The organism is Streptomyces camponoticapitis, from assembly GCF_014646115.1.
In the GTDB taxonomy this organism is placed as follows: domain Bacteria; phylum Actinomycetota; class Actinomycetes; order Streptomycetales; family Streptomycetaceae; genus Streptomyces; species Streptomyces camponoticapitis.
On sequence record NZ_BMMV01000006.1, the window covers coordinates 316,955 to 332,563 of the forward strand.

At 70.8% G+C, this 15,609-nt stretch carries 14 protein-coding genes; 6 read left to right on the forward strand and 8 right to left on the reverse strand.

All coding sequences use genetic code 11. The features are described from left to right. Positions 1-948 carry a methionyl-tRNA formyltransferase gene (locus IEY79_RS12140; protein WP_189107418.1) on the forward strand — a complete coding sequence of 316 codons (948 nt, stop codon included), beginning with the start codon at positions 1-3 and terminating at the stop codon, positions 946-948. Positions 949-1,080: 132 nt separating this feature from the next. Here the strand turns inward: IEY79_RS12140 and IEY79_RS12145 are convergent, their stop codons facing one another. After that, the gene (locus IEY79_RS12145; protein WP_189107419.1) at positions 1,081-1,446 is read right to left on the reverse strand and encodes a DUF6233 domain-containing protein; all 366 of its coding nucleotides are present in this window, start codon (positions 1,444-1,446) and stop codon (positions 1,081-1,083) included. Between the two features lie 154 nt (positions 1,447-1,600). Here IEY79_RS12145 and IEY79_RS12150 point away from each other — a divergent pair, with 154 nt between their 5' ends. Together IEY79_RS12150 and IEY79_RS12155 are read left to right on the forward strand one after the other, a co-directional pair. Next, on the forward strand, positions 1,601-2,137 hold the full coding sequence (locus IEY79_RS12150; RefSeq protein ID WP_189107420.1) for a hypothetical protein: 537 nt from the start codon (positions 1,601-1,603) through the stop codon (positions 2,135-2,137). Positions 2,138-2,243: 106 nt separating this feature from the next. Next, complete coding sequence (locus IEY79_RS12155) at positions 2,244-3,122, forward strand: ABC transporter permease (protein WP_189107421.1); 879 nt, start codon at positions 2,244-2,246, stop codon at positions 3,120-3,122. A 46-nt stretch (positions 3,123-3,168) separates the two neighbouring features. Here IEY79_RS12155 and IEY79_RS12160 read toward each other — a convergent pair whose 3' ends face one another. The 3 genes from IEY79_RS12160 to IEY79_RS12175 form a co-directional block, all read right to left on the reverse strand. Then, positions 3,169-3,858 carry a M24 family metallopeptidase gene (locus IEY79_RS12160; protein ID WP_189107422.1) on the reverse strand — a complete coding sequence of 230 codons (690 nt, stop codon included), beginning with the start codon at positions 3,856-3,858 and terminating at the stop codon, positions 3,169-3,171. Positions 3,859-4,321: 463 nt separating this feature from the next. Next, positions 4,322-5,605, reverse strand: coding sequence for a methyltransferase domain-containing protein (locus IEY79_RS12170; RefSeq protein ID WP_229700818.1), 1,284 nt, complete (start codon positions 5,603-5,605; stop codon positions 4,322-4,324). A 168-nt stretch (positions 5,606-5,773) separates the two neighbouring features. Continuing rightward, positions 5,774-7,201: an FAD-binding oxidoreductase gene (locus IEY79_RS12175; protein ID WP_189107423.1), complete on the reverse strand. Its 1,428-nt coding sequence runs from the start codon at positions 7,199-7,201 to the stop codon at positions 5,774-5,776. A 228-nt stretch (positions 7,202-7,429) separates the two neighbouring features. Between IEY79_RS12175 and IEY79_RS12180 the strand changes: the two genes are divergently transcribed. Together IEY79_RS12180 and IEY79_RS12185 are read left to right on the forward strand one after the other, a co-directional pair. Next, on the forward strand, positions 7,430-7,930 hold the full coding sequence (locus IEY79_RS12180; protein ID WP_229700819.1) for a MarR family winged helix-turn-helix transcriptional regulator: 501 nt from the start codon (positions 7,430-7,432) through the stop codon (positions 7,928-7,930). A 184-nt stretch (positions 7,931-8,114) separates the two neighbouring features. Beyond that, positions 8,115-9,290 (forward strand): low temperature requirement protein A, encoded by a 1,176-nt coding sequence (locus tag IEY79_RS12185; protein WP_229700820.1) that lies wholly within the window; start codon positions 8,115-8,117, stop codon positions 9,288-9,290. Positions 9,291-9,346: 56 nt separating this feature from the next. Here the strand turns inward: IEY79_RS12185 and IEY79_RS12190 are convergent, their stop codons facing one another. After that, positions 9,347-10,345, reverse strand: a complete 999-nt coding sequence (locus tag IEY79_RS12190; protein WP_229700821.1) for an NADPH:quinone reductase — start codon at positions 10,343-10,345, stop codon at positions 9,347-9,349. Between the two features lie 73 nt (positions 10,346-10,418). After that, entirely contained in the window at positions 10,419-11,606 is a 1,188-nt protein-coding gene (locus IEY79_RS12195; protein WP_189107424.1) for an alpha/beta hydrolase family protein, read from the reverse strand. Between the two features lie 203 nt (positions 11,607-11,809). Here IEY79_RS12195 and IEY79_RS12200 point away from each other — a divergent pair, with 203 nt between their 5' ends. Further along, positions 11,810-12,712 (forward strand): LLM class flavin-dependent oxidoreductase, encoded by a 903-nt coding sequence (locus IEY79_RS12200; RefSeq protein ID WP_189107425.1) that lies wholly within the window; start codon positions 11,810-11,812, stop codon positions 12,710-12,712. Here the strand turns inward: IEY79_RS12200 and IEY79_RS12205 are convergent. Both IEY79_RS12205 and IEY79_RS12210 read right to left on the reverse strand, forming a co-directional pair. Then, positions 12,701-14,701 carry a CASTOR/POLLUX-related putative ion channel gene (locus IEY79_RS12205; RefSeq protein WP_373292522.1) on the reverse strand — a complete coding sequence of 667 codons (2,001 nt, stop codon included), beginning with the start codon at positions 14,699-14,701 and terminating at the stop codon, positions 12,701-12,703. The genes IEY79_RS12200 and IEY79_RS12205 overlap by 12 nt on opposite strands. Before the next feature lie 202 nt (positions 14,702-14,903). Next, positions 14,904-15,548, reverse strand: coding sequence for a dihydrofolate reductase family protein (locus tag IEY79_RS12210; RefSeq protein WP_189107426.1), 645 nt, complete (start codon positions 15,546-15,548; stop codon positions 14,904-14,906). Positions 15,549-15,609: the final 61 nt, after the last annotated feature.

The window sequence follows — 15,609 nt, forward strand, 5'->3', positions numbered from 1 at the left end:
ATGCGGGTCGTCATGTTCGGTTACCAGACCTGGGGCCACCGCACCCTGCAAGCCCTTCTGGACTCCGAGCACGACGTGGTGCTGGTCGTGACGCACCCCAAGAGCGAGCACGCGTACGAGAAGATCTGGAGCGACTCGGTCGCCGACCTCGCCGAGGAGCACGGCGTCCCGGTGCTGATCCGTAACCGCCCCGACGACGAGGAGCTGTTCGAACGCCTCAAGGCGGCCGACCCGGACATCATCGTGGCCAACAACTGGCGGACCTGGATCCCCCCGCGGATCTTCGGCCTGCCCCGGCACGGCACCCTGAACATCCACGACTCGCTGCTGCCGAAGTACGCGGGCTTCTCCCCGCTCATCTGGGCCCTGATCAACGGCGAACCCGAAGTGGGCGTCACCGCGCACATGATGGACGACGAACTCGACGCCGGCGACATCGTCCGGCAGGAGGCGGTTCCGGTCGGGCCGAAGGACACCGCGACCGACCTCTTCCACAAGACCGTCGACCTCATCGCGCCGGTCACCATCGGCGCGCTCGGCCTCATCGCGGCCGGACAGACGGAGTTCACCAAGCAGGACCGCTCGCGGGCGAGCTTCTTCCACAAGCGGTCCGCCGAGGACATCCGCATCGACTGGACCTGGCCGGCGGAGGACCTCGAACGCCTGGTCCGCGCCCAGTCGGAGCCGTACCCGAGCGCCTTCGCCTTCCACAAGGGCAAGCGGCTCGAAGTCCTCGCCGCGGTGGTGTCCGAGGGCCGCTACGGCGGTACGCCGGGCCGCGTCTTCTACCGCGAGGGCGAGGGCGTGGTGATAGTCGCCGGGGCCGACGCCCGTACCGGCCGCAACCACGGTCTGGCGATCACGCGCGTACGTACGGAGGACGGCCGGGAGCTGCCCGCGACGGAGTACTTCACCACCATGGGCGGCTATCTGACGAGCCGTCCCTGACACGTACGGCCCCCGGACCGCCGGGGGCCGCGGTGGCGCCACTCGCAGGCCCGGCCCCTCAAGGGCCGGGCCTGCGGCGATCGAGGGACGGTTCGAGACGCCGCGGCCGGCTTCGGCCGCGCGTCGAAGACCTCACGGCAGACCGAGGGCGGTGTCCGGCCGGCAGACCTCGCACGCCGTCAGGCCGCCGCGGGTGAGGGCGTCGATCGCCTGCTCCCGGCTGATCGCCTGGGCCACCGCGCCCAGGGTGCTGCGTACGGCGAAGCATCTGGGGTCCTGGTGGACGGCACGGAAGGCGCGCTTCCCGCCGTCGAGCGTCCACTCCGGCGACGGGGAGCCCGCCTCGGGAGCGGTCCCGGCGGCGGCCTCGTCGGCGCGTTCCTCCCGCTCCCCGGCACGTTCTTCTGCGCGCTCGATCCAGCGCCGGATCTGGGCGAGTTGCTGGAGCTGAACGCGTTCGAGGAAGCGCAGCATCTCGATACGTTCCGGGTCGCTCACACGTTCGATTCTAAGGCCCGCCGGTCCGGAGGGCACGCGGCGCCAATCACACCCTCGCCGAAAAGGGAAAAAACGGCCAAACCCCTCTCATCGGCCGTCTACTGTACGAACACACCCCGCCGCCACCCGTCGCGGCCGTCCGAGGAGGAATCCTGTGTCATCGCCCTACGGCCCCCAGAACGCTCCCGCCGGCGATGTGGGCACGGCACTCCTGATGGTCGATTCCAGGCTCAGGACCATCCACAGCGGCAAGACCGAGACGGACCCCGAACAGCGGGAGCTGATCAAGCAGTTCGCCGCCTCGCTCGGCCCGAAGGGGGCCAACGACGTCCTGGACGGCGCGTGCACGCTCATCTATCTGTTCATGACGTGGCTGCGGAAGGCCCACGAGGAGCACGACAAGGACGTCATCGAGTACGTGGTGCCCAACCTCGTGGCCACGATGCGCAGGATGCCCCAGAGTGTGAGCCCCGAGGCCGTGCCCACCATGGCCGGCCTGGTCATCGCCGCGGGCACGGGCCTGAGCCCCAACCTGTGGCGCAAGCAGTACGGCGACTGGACCAAGGCGGAGATGACTCCCCTGGAAGCCACCGCTTTCCTGCTCGCGGAGCAGATCAACCGCATCACCGAGGATCCCGACTTCGCCACCCGTATGGTCAGCGAGGCGCTGTCCGGGGCGGACCGGGAGTGAGACGCGTCAACACCTCGCGTCAGTGTATTGAGGCGAGGTCGACCCTCAAGGGTTGACCTCGGCCTCTCCATGAGGCCGGACAAGAACGCTCGAAGGGACAGAAGGCTTGCTGGCGAGTGGCACGTCTCTCCTGCCCGTCAACCTCACACTGGGCGTACTGCTCGCGGTACTTCTCGTTGTCGCGGCCGGGGCCGCCGCCCTCTTCCGGCTGGCACCGGACTCCGGCACGGGACGCTCGCGCCAGATCCTGACGGCGGGTCTGCGCGCCGCCGTTCAACTGGCCGTCGTCTCCGCGCTCATCACCTGGGTGATCCACCGCGCGCCGGCGACGGCGGCCTTCATCCTGCTGATGTTCGCCGTCGCCGTACGTACGGCCGGACGCCGCATCACCACCGACGACACCTGGTGGAAGACGGCCGCGCCCATCGCCGCCGGAGTGGCGCCGGTGGTGGGTGCCCTTCTGCTCACCGGGCTGGTACCGGTCAGGGGCATCGTCCTGATCCCGATCACCGGCATCCTCATCGGCGGCGCCCTGACCGCCACGGTCCTGGCCGGCCGCCGGGCGCTGGACGAACTGGAGCTGCGTCACGGGGAGGTGGAGGCGGGCATGGCCCTCGGTCTCCTGGAGCGGGAAGCCCGTATGGAGGTCGCTCGCCCGGCGGCCTCCGACGCGCTCCTCCCGGGCCTCGACCAGACGCGTACCGTCGGGCTGGTCACCCTTCCCGGCGCCTTCGTCGGCATGCTCCTGGGCGGCGCGGACCCGCTGTCGGCCGGGGCCGTTCAGCTCTTCGTCCTGATCGCGCTGATGGCGATCCAGGCGGTGGCGGTGGCCGTCACCGTCGAGCTGGTCACCCGGGGCCGGCTCCACCGTCCCGCGAGAGGTTCCGGAGGCACGGCCGAGCGCGCCACGCCACTGGATCGCCTGACCGGCTCCGTCAGGGCCGTCCTGACCGTCCGCCGACGGCGCCCCCGCGCACGGCGTTAGCAAGGGGCCACGCGAGCGGGGCCGGTCCGTCGCCGCGGTCGGGCTTTCAGCCCAGGTCGAGGAGTTCTTCGTAGAACCCGCCGAAGCCGCGCTCGCGGTCCACGAGGTGGATCTCAAGGATCCAGTGGCAGACGCGTCCGGCGCGGTCGGGCCGGCGCAGCCGGGTTCCGTTGCCGGGTGCGATGTACGACTCGATGTCGGCGCCGTCGATCTTCTCGTGCGGGAACTCCCCCACCGGATGCCCGGCGTGCCAGCCACCCAGCTCCCAGCCCCGTTCGCCGGCCAGCCGGCTGATCTCGGCGTAGAGGACGGCGCCGGTGATGTCCGGGTCGGCGTCGAAGGCGCGGCGTCCGGCGGCGAAGACCTCGGGCAGGTCGTCACGGAGCCGGTGCTTGACGGGGTCGTCGCCGAGGACGAACGTACGCCCGAAGTCGGCCTCCCACTCGTCGAAGATCGGGCCGAAGTCGGCGAAGGCGATGTCGTCCTGGCCGATGGGCCGGTCCGGCGGGTTCTCCCGGTACGGGTGGAGGGTGTTGGGTCCGGAGCGGACGATGCGCTTGTGCCAGTGACGGGTCGGGCCGAACAGTTCGTTGGCCAGATCGCGGATCCGGTCGCTGACCGCCTGCTCGCCGACGCCGGGTGCGACAAGCCCGCGCGACTCGATCTCGGCGAAGAGCTCGGCCGCCTTGGCCTGGGCGTGCAGCAGGCGCTCGGCGCGGGTCGTCTCCTCGGTCATCTGTCCCCCATCGTGCTGGACGCCGCTCGCGGTGAGCGGCGTTCTTCGTGGTGTGTGGTGCGGTCAGGGTTGAAGTCGCCGCCAGGGCCAGGCCGCCAGGGTGTCCGTACGGTCGTAGCGCAGGCGCCGGTGCGGACGGTCGAGTCTGCCGTACCAGAACTCGCGGAGGGGCGGGCGGCGAAGAGACGGTCCGACTCCTCGGCGGTGAGGGTCTCGACGGGGCCGGCGAGGGTGAGCTGCTGGAGGGTCTCCCGCCTGCCGGGCCGCGCTGTCCAGCCACTCCTTGAGGAGGATCGGCGGATCGGCGGGCGGGGCGTCGAATTCGGGCAGAGGCAACGAGGAATCGCCACTCGACGTCTCGGGCTCACGTGTGGTCATACGCGATCCGTCCCCTCTCGTTCAAGTGGCCAGCCTAAGGGCTGTCCCGGACGCCGCAGGAGCGTCGGGACGGGGACCGATGCCGTCAGCCGGTTCGGACGGCGCGGGTCAGGAAGTACGAGCGGGCGTCGTCGTAGCAGTCCGTACGCCAGCCAGCGGCGTCCAGCATCGGCCGCAGGTTCGCCTCGGCCAAGGGGTCGCCAGGGCTCAGGGGACGGCCGTGGCGGGCGGCGCGTTCGGCCCGGCCCGAGGGGTGGAAGAGGAGGAGGGTGCCGCCCGGTCTGACGACGCGGGCCCATTCGCGCAGTGCGGCGGGCGGGTCGGGGACGTGGTTGAGGAGCCCGGCGGAGAAGATCCCGTCGACCGTCTCCGAAGGCAGAGGAAGGCCCAGGCAGTCGGCGATCAGCAGATGCGCGAAGCCGCCGCGTCCTTCGCGGACCGCCGCCGCGAGCATGGCGCGGGTGACGTCCACGCCGAGGACCGTGCCCCGGTCCCCGACCTCCGCGCGCAGCGCGGGCAGGACGCGTCCGGTGCCACAGCCCAGGTCCAGCGCGGTCTGTCCGGGGCGCAGTCCCATGCGGGAGACGGCGGACGCGTACACCGGGGTGTCGGCGGCGAAGCGCTCCTCCCAGCGGTCCGCCCACGGGGTGAAGAAAGCGCGGCTCGCGGTGTGTCCGGCCCGCGCCACGACCAGCGCGGCGAACCGGGCGAGGACGCCGTCCCGGTGCGGAGCCAGCGCGGCCAGGGCGGCCGGCGTGGCCTCCCGCAGGCCGGGATCCGTGGCGGCTTCCGACGGGAACGCCGCCACGAAGGCGTCCACGGTCTCCTCGTCCGCCTCCAGATGGAACTGCAGTCCCCACGCGGCGGCGCCGACCCGGAACGCCTGCACGGGGTAGCGGTCGCACGAGGCGAGGAGGACCGCCCCGTCGGGCAGGTCCATGGTGTCGCCGTGCCAGTGGAGTACCCCCAGCCCCTCGGGCACTCCGGCGAACAGCGGATCCGTGGCGGCGGCACGTCGCGTACGGACCTCGCTCCATCCCACCTGGAATCCCGAGCCGGCACGGGCGCAGGCGCCCGCCGCCACGGCCAGCAGCTGCGCGCCCAGACACACTCCCAGCACGGGCACCTCGGCGGCCAAAGCCGCGCGCAGCAGCGCGAGTTCGGCGGAGCGGGTGGGGAAGCCGTCGGGCCCGTGGGCGGCCATCGGTCCGCCCATCACGACCAACGCCTCGACCCCGACGAGGCTTTCGGGCAGCGGATCCCCCGCCCACACCCGGCACAACCGCGTCCGCAGCCCGGCCGCGTCGAGCGCGGCGCCGATCGCGTACGGCCCCTCTCCCGGTACATGCTGCACCACCAGCACCGCCACGACCCGCCCCCTGTCCGCAGATGCGGCCCTGACCGCCGACATCAGACAGTACATCCAAGGCTGATATGGCCTGTTGGATCGCACCTGCGTTCACGCCATCGAGCTGCGCGGTAAAGGCGTCGAGCCGGGTTCGGGCCGGGCGGGTGTGCCGGCCGGCCCGTTGGCTTCCTACGCCTGTCGCGGAGGGATGTTGTGGTTCACACGGAACCTGTTCTCGGGGTCGTAGAGCGCCTTGGCCGCCTGGAGCCGTTCGTACACCGCCGGGTCGTAGGCCTCCCGGGTCCGCTGGACCGTGGCGTCGGCCGGTGCGAGAAAGCCGGGGTGTTTTCGCGGGCTCAGCCAGGGCCTGAGGATGTCGAACAGTTCCCGGCCCGAATTCGCGTACGAGGACACCTCCTGGCCCGGGGGGACCACGGCGATGGTGAGTACGGAGAACGCGGCGTCGCGTCCGCCCACCGCGTGGGGCGTCGCCGGCGGGCGGCTGTACGCGCCTTCCAGCTGCCGGATGTTGACCAGGTTGATCCGGCTTCCCGAGTCGGCGCCGACGGTGTCGATGATCACGCGGACGGTCTCGGGGGTCATCTCGTCGAGGAGCCCGAAGTGCTCCACGGCGGCGATGGGGTCGGTGGGATCCATGCCGATGGACCCGAACTCGGCGTAAGGGATGGTGGAAACGGTGTCCAGCAAAGGCGTGGCCGCCTGACGCAGGGGCGCGATCAGGCGCTCGCCCTCCGCCTCCTGGCCGACGTAGGAGAGCTGGACCGCCAGCGCCAGTCTGCCCCGCATGAATTCGGGAAGGTCAGGCAGCGGCGGAAAGTTGAGGAACGCGATTCCCGACGTCATGTCATCGGGAGCCGTCGAGGTGAAGCGCCGGTAAGCCTCAAGGACCGCACCGGCGTCCGAACCGGAGAAGAAGAGGGCGCCCGCGTAGAGGTGCGTCACGGGAAAGAGGCCGAACTCCATCGCGGTGACGACGCCGAAGTTGCTCTTGCCCCCGAGCAGGGCCGAGAACAGCTCGCTCTCCGATGTCGCCGAGGCGTGGCGAAGTTCGCCGTCCGCCGTGACGGCCTCGATGCGGGTGACATGGTCCGAGGCCCATCCGTACTTGCGGCCCATCGTGATGCTGCTCCCGCCGGCGAGCGTGTAGCCCACGACTCCGACGCCCGGCGAGGAGCCGGGGAGCGGAGCGAGGCCGTGCGCGGCGGCGTCGGTGACAAGCTGCCCGAAACGGGCTCCGGCCTGGACGCGCGCGGTCTGCGCGTCGGGGTCGATCGTGATGTCCGACATCCGCGACGTGGTGATCATCAGCGTGTCTTCGGTCGCGGGCAGGACGGGGCCGTGGCCCGTGTTGAGCACCGCGATGTTCAGCCCGAGCCTCCCGGCGCCGCGTACGGCCAGAGCCACGTCTTCAGGGCTCGTCGCACCGACGACCACCGCGGGGTGGTGTGTGACGGCCAGGTTGAAGACCGCCACCTCCTCCTCGTAACCCTCCTCGCCGGGCGTCAGGACCGGGCCGCCGGCCTCGGCGGCGAGGACGGCCAGCTCGCGTTCCCACAGGTCGCGGTCGGGTGCGCCGTTCGGTTCGCCTCGGGCCATGACAGTGCCTCTCCGCGCCGGGCTGCCGACGCTGTGCGTGCTCGACCGTTGATCCAGCGCGCACATTATCATCATATTTGTCCGAGTTTAACCGTGGGGATCGGTCGCTGCTCCTCGGTGGATGACGTGCGGGCCTACCACCCATGGCGTGCCTACCAGGCGGTAGAATCACCTGATCCTGATCAGAAAGGGATGCGTCCCGCGGGGGCGTGACGGAGGAAAAGATCGGTGAGTCGAGCAGTGCGCAATACGGCCGAGCCGGACCTCGGCGTGCTGGCCGGACGACTCCTGTTCGCGGCCCAGGGCGAACTCTTCCTGCGTCTTCGTGCACTCGGCTTCGACGACATCAAGCCCCGTCAGGGCGCCGTTCTCGCCTACCTTCAGCCTGACGGCATCCGGGCCACCGAACTGGCCCGGATATCCGGAACGCACAAGCAGGTGATCGGCACACTGGTCGACGAACTGACCGCGCTGGGCTACGTCGAGCGGCAGAGCGATCCCGCCGACCGGCGGGCCAAACTCGTCTGCCCGACCGAACGCGGTCGCGCCCAGATGGCAGCGGCGGATCAGATCATGGCGGAAATGCAGGTTCGCCACGCGCGGCGTCTCGGCGAGGATGTCTACGCCGAATTCAAACGGGTTTTCATGGACGTGGTCGAGCAGCAGCGGCGCGATCTGAGGAACGCGGGCGACGACGCGTCAGAATCCGTGGATTCCTCGCTCGAATGAGGGCCTTCGCACCGCTGAAGCACGCCTGACCTTCTGTTCGTCGGTCTCGTGGGCGCCGGATCCCGACCCTGTACGCCGTGTTTTCCGGATCCTTTTCCGCCGCAGGCCGCATTGCCCGCCCGTCGGCCATTCACGGTGGTACACGTTGGAGCGGCCAGTTCGGGACCGGGCAGGAGTGAACACCATGAGTGACCCGACCGCGGTCGATACCGGCTGGACCTGGTACCGGCCGATGAGGGCGCGCAGTACCGAGGAACAGGTCCGCAGTTCGACCGAGTTGGAGCTTCTCTTCGACCTGTGTTTCGTCATCGCGGTGGCCCAGGCCGCTGCCGCGTTCGAGCACGAGGTCGTGGCCGGGCGTATCGGCCACGGAGTGCTCGGTTACGCGATGGTGTTCTTCGCGATCTGGTGGGCGTGGATGAATTTCACCTGGTTCGCCTCCGCGTACGACACCGACGACGTCTTCTACCGGCTGCTGACGCTGGTTCAGATCGGTGGCGCGCTCATCGTGGCCGCCGGTGCGGCGCGGGCGCTCGAGGATTCCGACTTCGTCCTGGTCGCCGTGGGGTATGTGGTCATGCGGCTTGCCATGGTGGCCCAATGGCTGCGCGCCGCCTACTCCGACCGCGAACGGCGGAAATCCAGTCTGCGTTACGCGGTGGGTATCCTCATCGTTCAAGTCGGCTGGGTCATCGTCGCGTACGGCATCATTCCCGATCTGCCGGTGGCCTTCGCCGTCCTGGCGGTGGGCGAACTCACGATCCCCCCGTGGGCGGAGCGGCCGGCGCGGACCACCTGGCATCCTCAGCACATCGCGGAGCGCTTCGGCCTGTTCACCCTCATCGTTCTCGGTGAGACCGTGGCCGCGGCCGCCGCCGCGATGCGAGCCGCCCTCGACACGGACGTCTCCTTCGCCGACGTCGCGTCGTTGTCGATCGGCGGCCTCGTGACCGTCTTCGCCATGTGGTGGCTGTACTTCGCTTTCGACTCGCCCAGCCAGCTCACCTCGCTGGCGGCCTCGCTGCGCTGGGGATACGGCCACTACGTCGTGTTCTCCTCCGCGGCGGCGGTGGGCGCCGGGCTCACCGTGAACATCGCCGAGGCCACCGGTCATGTCGAGATCAGCCGGACCGCCGTGGCGGCCGCCTACACCATCCCGGTCGCCCTCTACATCACGGCGCTCGCTCTGCTGCGCCGTGCCTCGAAGCCCTCCAGGACCCTTGATGTGGTGTGGCTGCTCGCCCTGCTCGGTCTCCTCGGGTGCACCTTCGCGGACGACCCCGTCCTGTTCACCGGGCTTGTCACCGCCGCCCTGGTCGCGGCGGTGGTGACGGACCTTCAGCGGAACACGGCCCGCTGAGGCCCGCTGAGGACGCCCCGGGCCGAGAAGGCGCCCGGGGCGGGGACGCCCGAGACCTACAGGTCGATGACGACTCGTCCTTTCGCGCCCGTAGCCTCCGCGGCGTCCTGCGCGTCGGCGATCCGGTCGAGCGGGAACCGTGCGGCGATCGGGTACCGCAGGTCCCCCGCCGCCACGGCCGCCGTCAGGTCGGCTGCGGCCGATTCGTTGGCGGGCTCGGGGAAGTCGTCGTTGCTCAGGAAGTGGACGGCGATGTTCTTGGTGGCGAGGGTCCAGTAGGGAAGCGGCGCGTTGGCGTCGCCCGTCGCGTAGGTGGCGATCGCGCCGTTGTACTTGAGCACCTCTAGGTCCGCCTCGATGTTGCCGGCCAGATCCGTCTCCGCGATCCGGTCGACCCCTTCCGGGGCGATCTCCTTGATCTGCTCGACCACATCTCCGTCGTACAGCCCGACCACGTGGTGCGCTCCGGCGCTCAACGCCGCGTCGACCTGCTCGGCGTGCCGCACCGTCGCGATCACGGTGGCGCCGCCGCGCCTCGCGACAGCCGTCGCGGCCCGGCCCACTCCGCCGAGCGGCGCCGTGACGATCACCGTCAATCCGTCGACCGGACCACCGGCGAAGACAGCGCGGTGCCCGGTGATGCCCGCGATTCCCAGCAGAGCGCCCTGATCGAACCCGGCCCCTTCGGGCAGTTCGACCGCGTGATGGCCGGGGACGACCGTGTACTCCGCCGCCGTGCCGAACGGACGGTACGACTGGGCGAGATAGACCCACACCCGCTGACCCACTCTGGCCGTGTCCACGTCCGCGCCCACGGCATCGATGACCCCCGCTCCGTCACCGTGAGGAACGACGCGGGGGTACGCCATGGTGGACCCCCAGTAGCCCTGCCGCTTGCCGACATCACCCACGTGGATGCCCGAGACGGCGACGCGCACCCTGACCTCGTCCGGCGCCGGCTCGGGAACGGGCATCTCCCCGACCCGCAGGACCTCGTGGGCCGGCCCTTGTCTCTCGTAGTAGGCCGCCCGCATCATGGTCGGGTGAGTAGCCATGACGTGCCACCTTTCCGGTGTCGGATTCCTCGGTGAGGTTCGTTCCCATTCGTGGCTCGCGATGCCCGTGGCCTCAGCCGCGGTCGCGGTCGCGGTCGCGGTCGGCCAGCTTCTCCTGGATCCACTCCGTGACCGTCCGCCACCTGGGGTGGGCCGGGTTCATCGTGTCGAAGTGGGTGCCGCCCTCGACCTCGACGTAACGGGCACTCCCGCCCTCGGCGTCGGTCTTCTCCGCGTAGCGGCGGCTCCACTCGCCGGGCACGGACTCGTCCGCGCTGCCGTGGACGGCCAGGACGGGTACGCCGGCGCCGGGCAGTTCGACGGGGGACGCCCAGTCGTAGCGCTCGGGCCGTTCGGCGGAGTGCCCGCCGAGCAGGAGGTTCACGATCCCTTCGCCGACGGCGTCGGCGACCGCCGCCCTGGCTTCGGGGTTGCTGAGCCCGGGTGCGTCCTTCGGGTGCTCGGCGTCCGGGTCGCCGAGGGAGACGCCGAAGCTCGTGGCGTCGGCGGCCTTGAGGTCGAGTACGCCGGCGAGGGAGACGACGCCGACCGGGGTGATCCTGGGACCGGCGCCCGGTGCTTCGGGAGGCAGTACGCCGCGGTGCGCCGTCCACGTGGCCAGGTGGGCGCCCGACGAGTGGCCGAGGACGAGGGTGCGGCTCGTGTCGAGTGCGGGATCCATCCCGTCGAGGGCGTCCACAGCGGCCGCGACGTCGAGGAAGGTCCCGGGCCACCCGCCGCCGGGCTCCCCGACGCGACGGTATTCGACGTTCCAGACGGCGTACCCCCGGCCCACCAGGTCGTCCGCGACCCCGGTGATCTGACGGCGGTCCCACATCGCGGCCCAGTAACCCCCGTGGACAAGGACGACGACCGGGAACGGACCGTCGCCGTCGGGCAGATACAGCTCACCGACCTGCGACGGCGCGGGGCCGTAGGCGATGGTGCGGACCGGGCGGCGGCCGTCCTCGGAGTCGTCGTAGCGCACACCGCGCTCGGCCCCGACCAGCTTGCCGATCGTGCCGAAGAACGCCGCGATCGCCGGCAGGTTCGCCCCCTTGGCGATCGACTCGTCCCACGCGGAGTCGTCGGTCCACTCCACGACATCGAGCCAGGTGTCTTCGGCCACGCGCACCAGACGGGCGGAGACGAACCCGCGCCGGTCTGCCCGGAACGCCTCCACCATGCCGGGACGCGCGTCCAGCATCGCCCGCGTGTTCTCCGGGGCAACGGTGAACGTGGTCATCTCGATGACGGACATCTTCGAACTCCTTGATTCCTGCGTCGGACCGTCGGCCAAGCGGAGACCGGCCTCACTCAATACAGTAATGCATCGTGACTGTATATTTTCTTTACTAGTTCACGGGACGGCGCCAGAGCGCGGTGCCGCTTCACGACCCGAACCACCCACCTAGTTTCTGATAATCTGACCGATAGTCACCAATTGTGGGGTAATGGAGTGTTGTGCGCGATGATCTGACGTTCGGTGTCTCGTTGGCGCCGACCACCGATGTGGCGGGCAACCGCGCTCTCGCCCTGGCGGCGGACGAGAACGGCCTGGATCTGATCGGCATCCAGGACCACCCGTATGTACCCGACTATCTGGACACCTTCGTGCTGGCCGGCGACCTTCTGGCCGCCACGCGGAGGATCAGCGTGTTCCCGGACGTGGCGAATCTTCCGCTGAGGCCACCCGCGCTGCTGGCCAAGACCGCCGCGGCGCTCGACCTCGTGTCGGGCGGACGGTTCGAGCTGGCTCTCGGCGCGGGAGGCTACTGGGACGCCATCACCCGCCTCGGGGTGGACAGGCGCACCCCACGCGAAGCCAACGCCGCGCTTGCGGAGGCGATCACCGTGCTGCGCGCCCTGTGGGCCGACGGGACAACCCCGGTCCATCTGGAGGGCGAGTACTACTCGGTCTCGGGAGTACGCCCGGGCCCCTCTCCCGCGCACCCGATCGAGATCTGGACCGGCTCCCAGGGACCGAGGGCTCTGGCGCTCGCCGGGCGGACGGCCGACGGGTGGGCCGCGCCGATCGCCGCCTATCTGCCGTACGAGAAGTGGGCCGAGGCCAACCGGCTCATCGACGAGGCGGCCCTGGCCGCCGGCCGGGACCCCCGGTCGGTCCGCCGGATCGCGCAACTGGTCGGCACGATCACCGGAAAGCCGGGAAACGTGCGCGCCGACCGCGGCGCCGACCCCGTACGGGGCACCGCAGGACAGTGGACGCAGCTGCTGGCACGCCTGGGGCGCGAACAGCCGTTCACCGCTTTCGTCTTCTGGCCCGAGGAACAGTCCCTCCAGCAGGTGACCGCTTTCGCGCGAGAGGTCGCGCCCGAGGTACGCCGGCTGGCATCAGTGCGGTGAATCGCCGTCGTCCGGCCGGGGGGCACCTGCGTGGTGGGCCGATTCGGCCGCTCCCGCCGTCTCCCGCGCCTCGGCCGCTTCCGTCGTGATCACGACCACCTGGTCCTCCGCGCTCCACTCGCGCCGCTCCCCCTTGTGGGGGTTCAGCCGGACCCCGTGGTCGGGTGCCGCCGTGCGGCGGTCGGCCCGGCGGTAGCCGATGGCGCATTCACCCCGGTCGCGCGCGGCGGCCACGACAGTGGCGAACGTCGCCTCGCCGCCCGGCCGGACATAACTCCCGGCGGGCCGCAGACAGATCGAGCTGCCGTCGGCCGAGAACAGCTCGTCGAACACACTCGCCAGATGCCGGTTCTGCGCGATCTGTGCCATGAGCAGTCCGGTCAGTTCACCGCTGACGATGACGTCCGAGCCGGGGTTGACGGGTGCCAGGGGCCGGTTGCGGTCGTCGGTCAGCTCGCTGACCACCCGTAACTCCCTCCCTCCCGTGCGTTCTTGCGCCAGCCGCAGGGCGAGCAGGGTGACCAGTGTCCAGTCGTCGGGGCGGTCCGGGCCGTCGCCCGGATCGGGGCCGAGGACGATCAACCCGTCGTACGGGGCGAGGTCCGGCCCGAGCAGGGTCTCGGGACGGGACAGGGGCGCGGACCGGAGCCGTACGGCCAATCGGTCCTCGGCGGACGCGCCCGGCTCCGCCTCCGCCTCGCGTGGTCCGGGCACGGCCCTGTCCGTCACCACGTCCAGAACGGAACCGGGCCGGGCCGTACGCCGTAACTGCCCCACCACCAGCGGCGCACGCCGGTTCCAGCCGAGCATCAGCAGGCGCGCGGCGCCCTCCCCCGGGAGGCGGTCCGTGGCCTTCGCCGACGCGTCGACAAGGTGCCGGCAGTCCGCCGGCCGCGCCGTGCCGTCGTCGCGGGTGAGGACGATCAGCCGGCTCCCCGGCGCGACGACGGTGTCGGTCGGCGGATTGAGCAGCGTACGGCCCCGAGGGGTGAGCAGCCCGACCACACAGGAGTCGGCGTGGCCCAGCAGCGTGGCGCCGAAAGGGCGGCCGTGGAAGGCGGTCGCGTCGGCGAGGTGGAACTCGTCTCCGGCGAAGTCGAGCAGGTCGCGCAGGACGAGGGAGAGTCCGGGGCGGCCGACGCACTGCGCGATCAGCCGCGCCGTGACGGTGTCGGTCTCCAGGACCGTGCCGCGCGATCCGGCCGCCATCCGCGCCGCCGCGTGGTACCGGTCGTCCCGTACGGCCGCCAGCACCGGCGGCCCGGCCGTCCCCTCGCCGATGACCGCCCGCAGCGCGAGCAGGGTCCGCAGGACCTCGGCGTCCGCCCCCGGCTCCCCGGCGGGCAGCACCAGCACGGTGCTCGCCGTACCCGGGCTGACCAGCGCGAGTACGGCCGGGTCGCTCGCGGGGCCACTGCGGCAGATGAGGCGCGTACGTCCGGTCGGACCGATCCGGCCCCCCAGCGCCCGCTCCATCTCGGTCTTGTCCCGCTCCGCGAGCACGACGACGGCCCGTGGCCGGTGCGCCGCCTGGGCGGCGACCAACTCGCCCACCACCGTGCCGATCTGGTCCGACCAGCCGAGTACGACGACATGCCCCTGTTCCAGTACCGTCGACCGCCCACGGCTCAGCTCGGCCATCCGCTCGGCCAGGCTGTTGGTGATCACCCCGACCAGGGTCGACACGCACAGCAGGGCGACCAGCCCGAGGAGGGCGGACAGCATCATGCGCAGCGGCGTCCCGGTCATCGCACCCAGGCGAAGCGTCTCCGCGCTGGTCCGCCACGCCGCCGTCAGCCGGCCCGACAGCGACCGCGGCGAGCCGGGATCCGTCCACACCAGCAGCACGCTCACCGGTACGACGACGGCCAGGCAGGTGATCACCAGCCAGCCCATCAGCGTGCCCGTACTGCGGGCCAGCGTGCGGTCGAACCGGTAACTCGCCCGGTCCCGCAACGAGACCCGCCGCGGCCCCTTCCCTCGTCCCACTCCCCCGCCTCCCCCGTGCCCTGTGCGGCGGGCCGTGCGCTGGTCGGCCCGCCATCGCACCCTGCTGCCTGCGGCAACGGAACACGCCGTATTCAGCGGCCGGTTCACCCTTTCGGGCGGGCCGCAGGAAGGACATGCCGAGTTCGGCCCTGAGGAGCCGGGCATCGTCCGGACGGCGGACCGACGAGGTCTCCGCCTCAGGTCACCGCCGCCAGAACAGGTGGTGCGTCACCCCGCTCGGGCTGGGCACGACGTCCAGGTGGAAGCGGTCGAGAAGTTCGTCCGGTGACTCCCAGAGCCGTACGCCCGAACCGAGCTTCAAGGGCGAGACCGTCACATGCAGGGTGTCGACAAGATCCGCGTCGAGGAACTCCCGGATGGTGGTGGCCCCGCCGCCGAGCCGGACGTCCTTGCCCTGAGCCGCTTCCCGCGCCTGCGCGAGAACCGTGGCCGGGTCGCCGTCGACGAAGTGGAAGGTGGTGTCGGAGAGAGTGAACGACGGACGCCGGTGGTTGGTCATCACGAACACCGGCGTACGGAACGGGGGTTCGTCACCCCACCAGCCGAGCCACTCGTGGTCCTGCCACGGCCCGCGCTGGGGCCCGAACTTGTTACGGCCCATGATCTCGGCGCCGATGTTGCGGGCGTAGTCCCGCGTGAGGTAGTCGTCGAGGCCCCGGCTCCCCCCGGGGTCCGTCCGCATCGGCCAGCTCGCCGTGGCGCCGGCCCAGGCGAACAGCCTCTCGGGCTCGACATGGCCGAACGGTCTTTCGAGGGTCTGATCCTCGCCGGCGGCGATTCCGTCACTCGAGACGTTGAAGTTCTGGACTCTCAACAGCTGAACCACGTGTTCCTCCTGCTCATGGTGACAACAGTGGTGGGACTCCCCGGGCCCGAGAAACTCATCG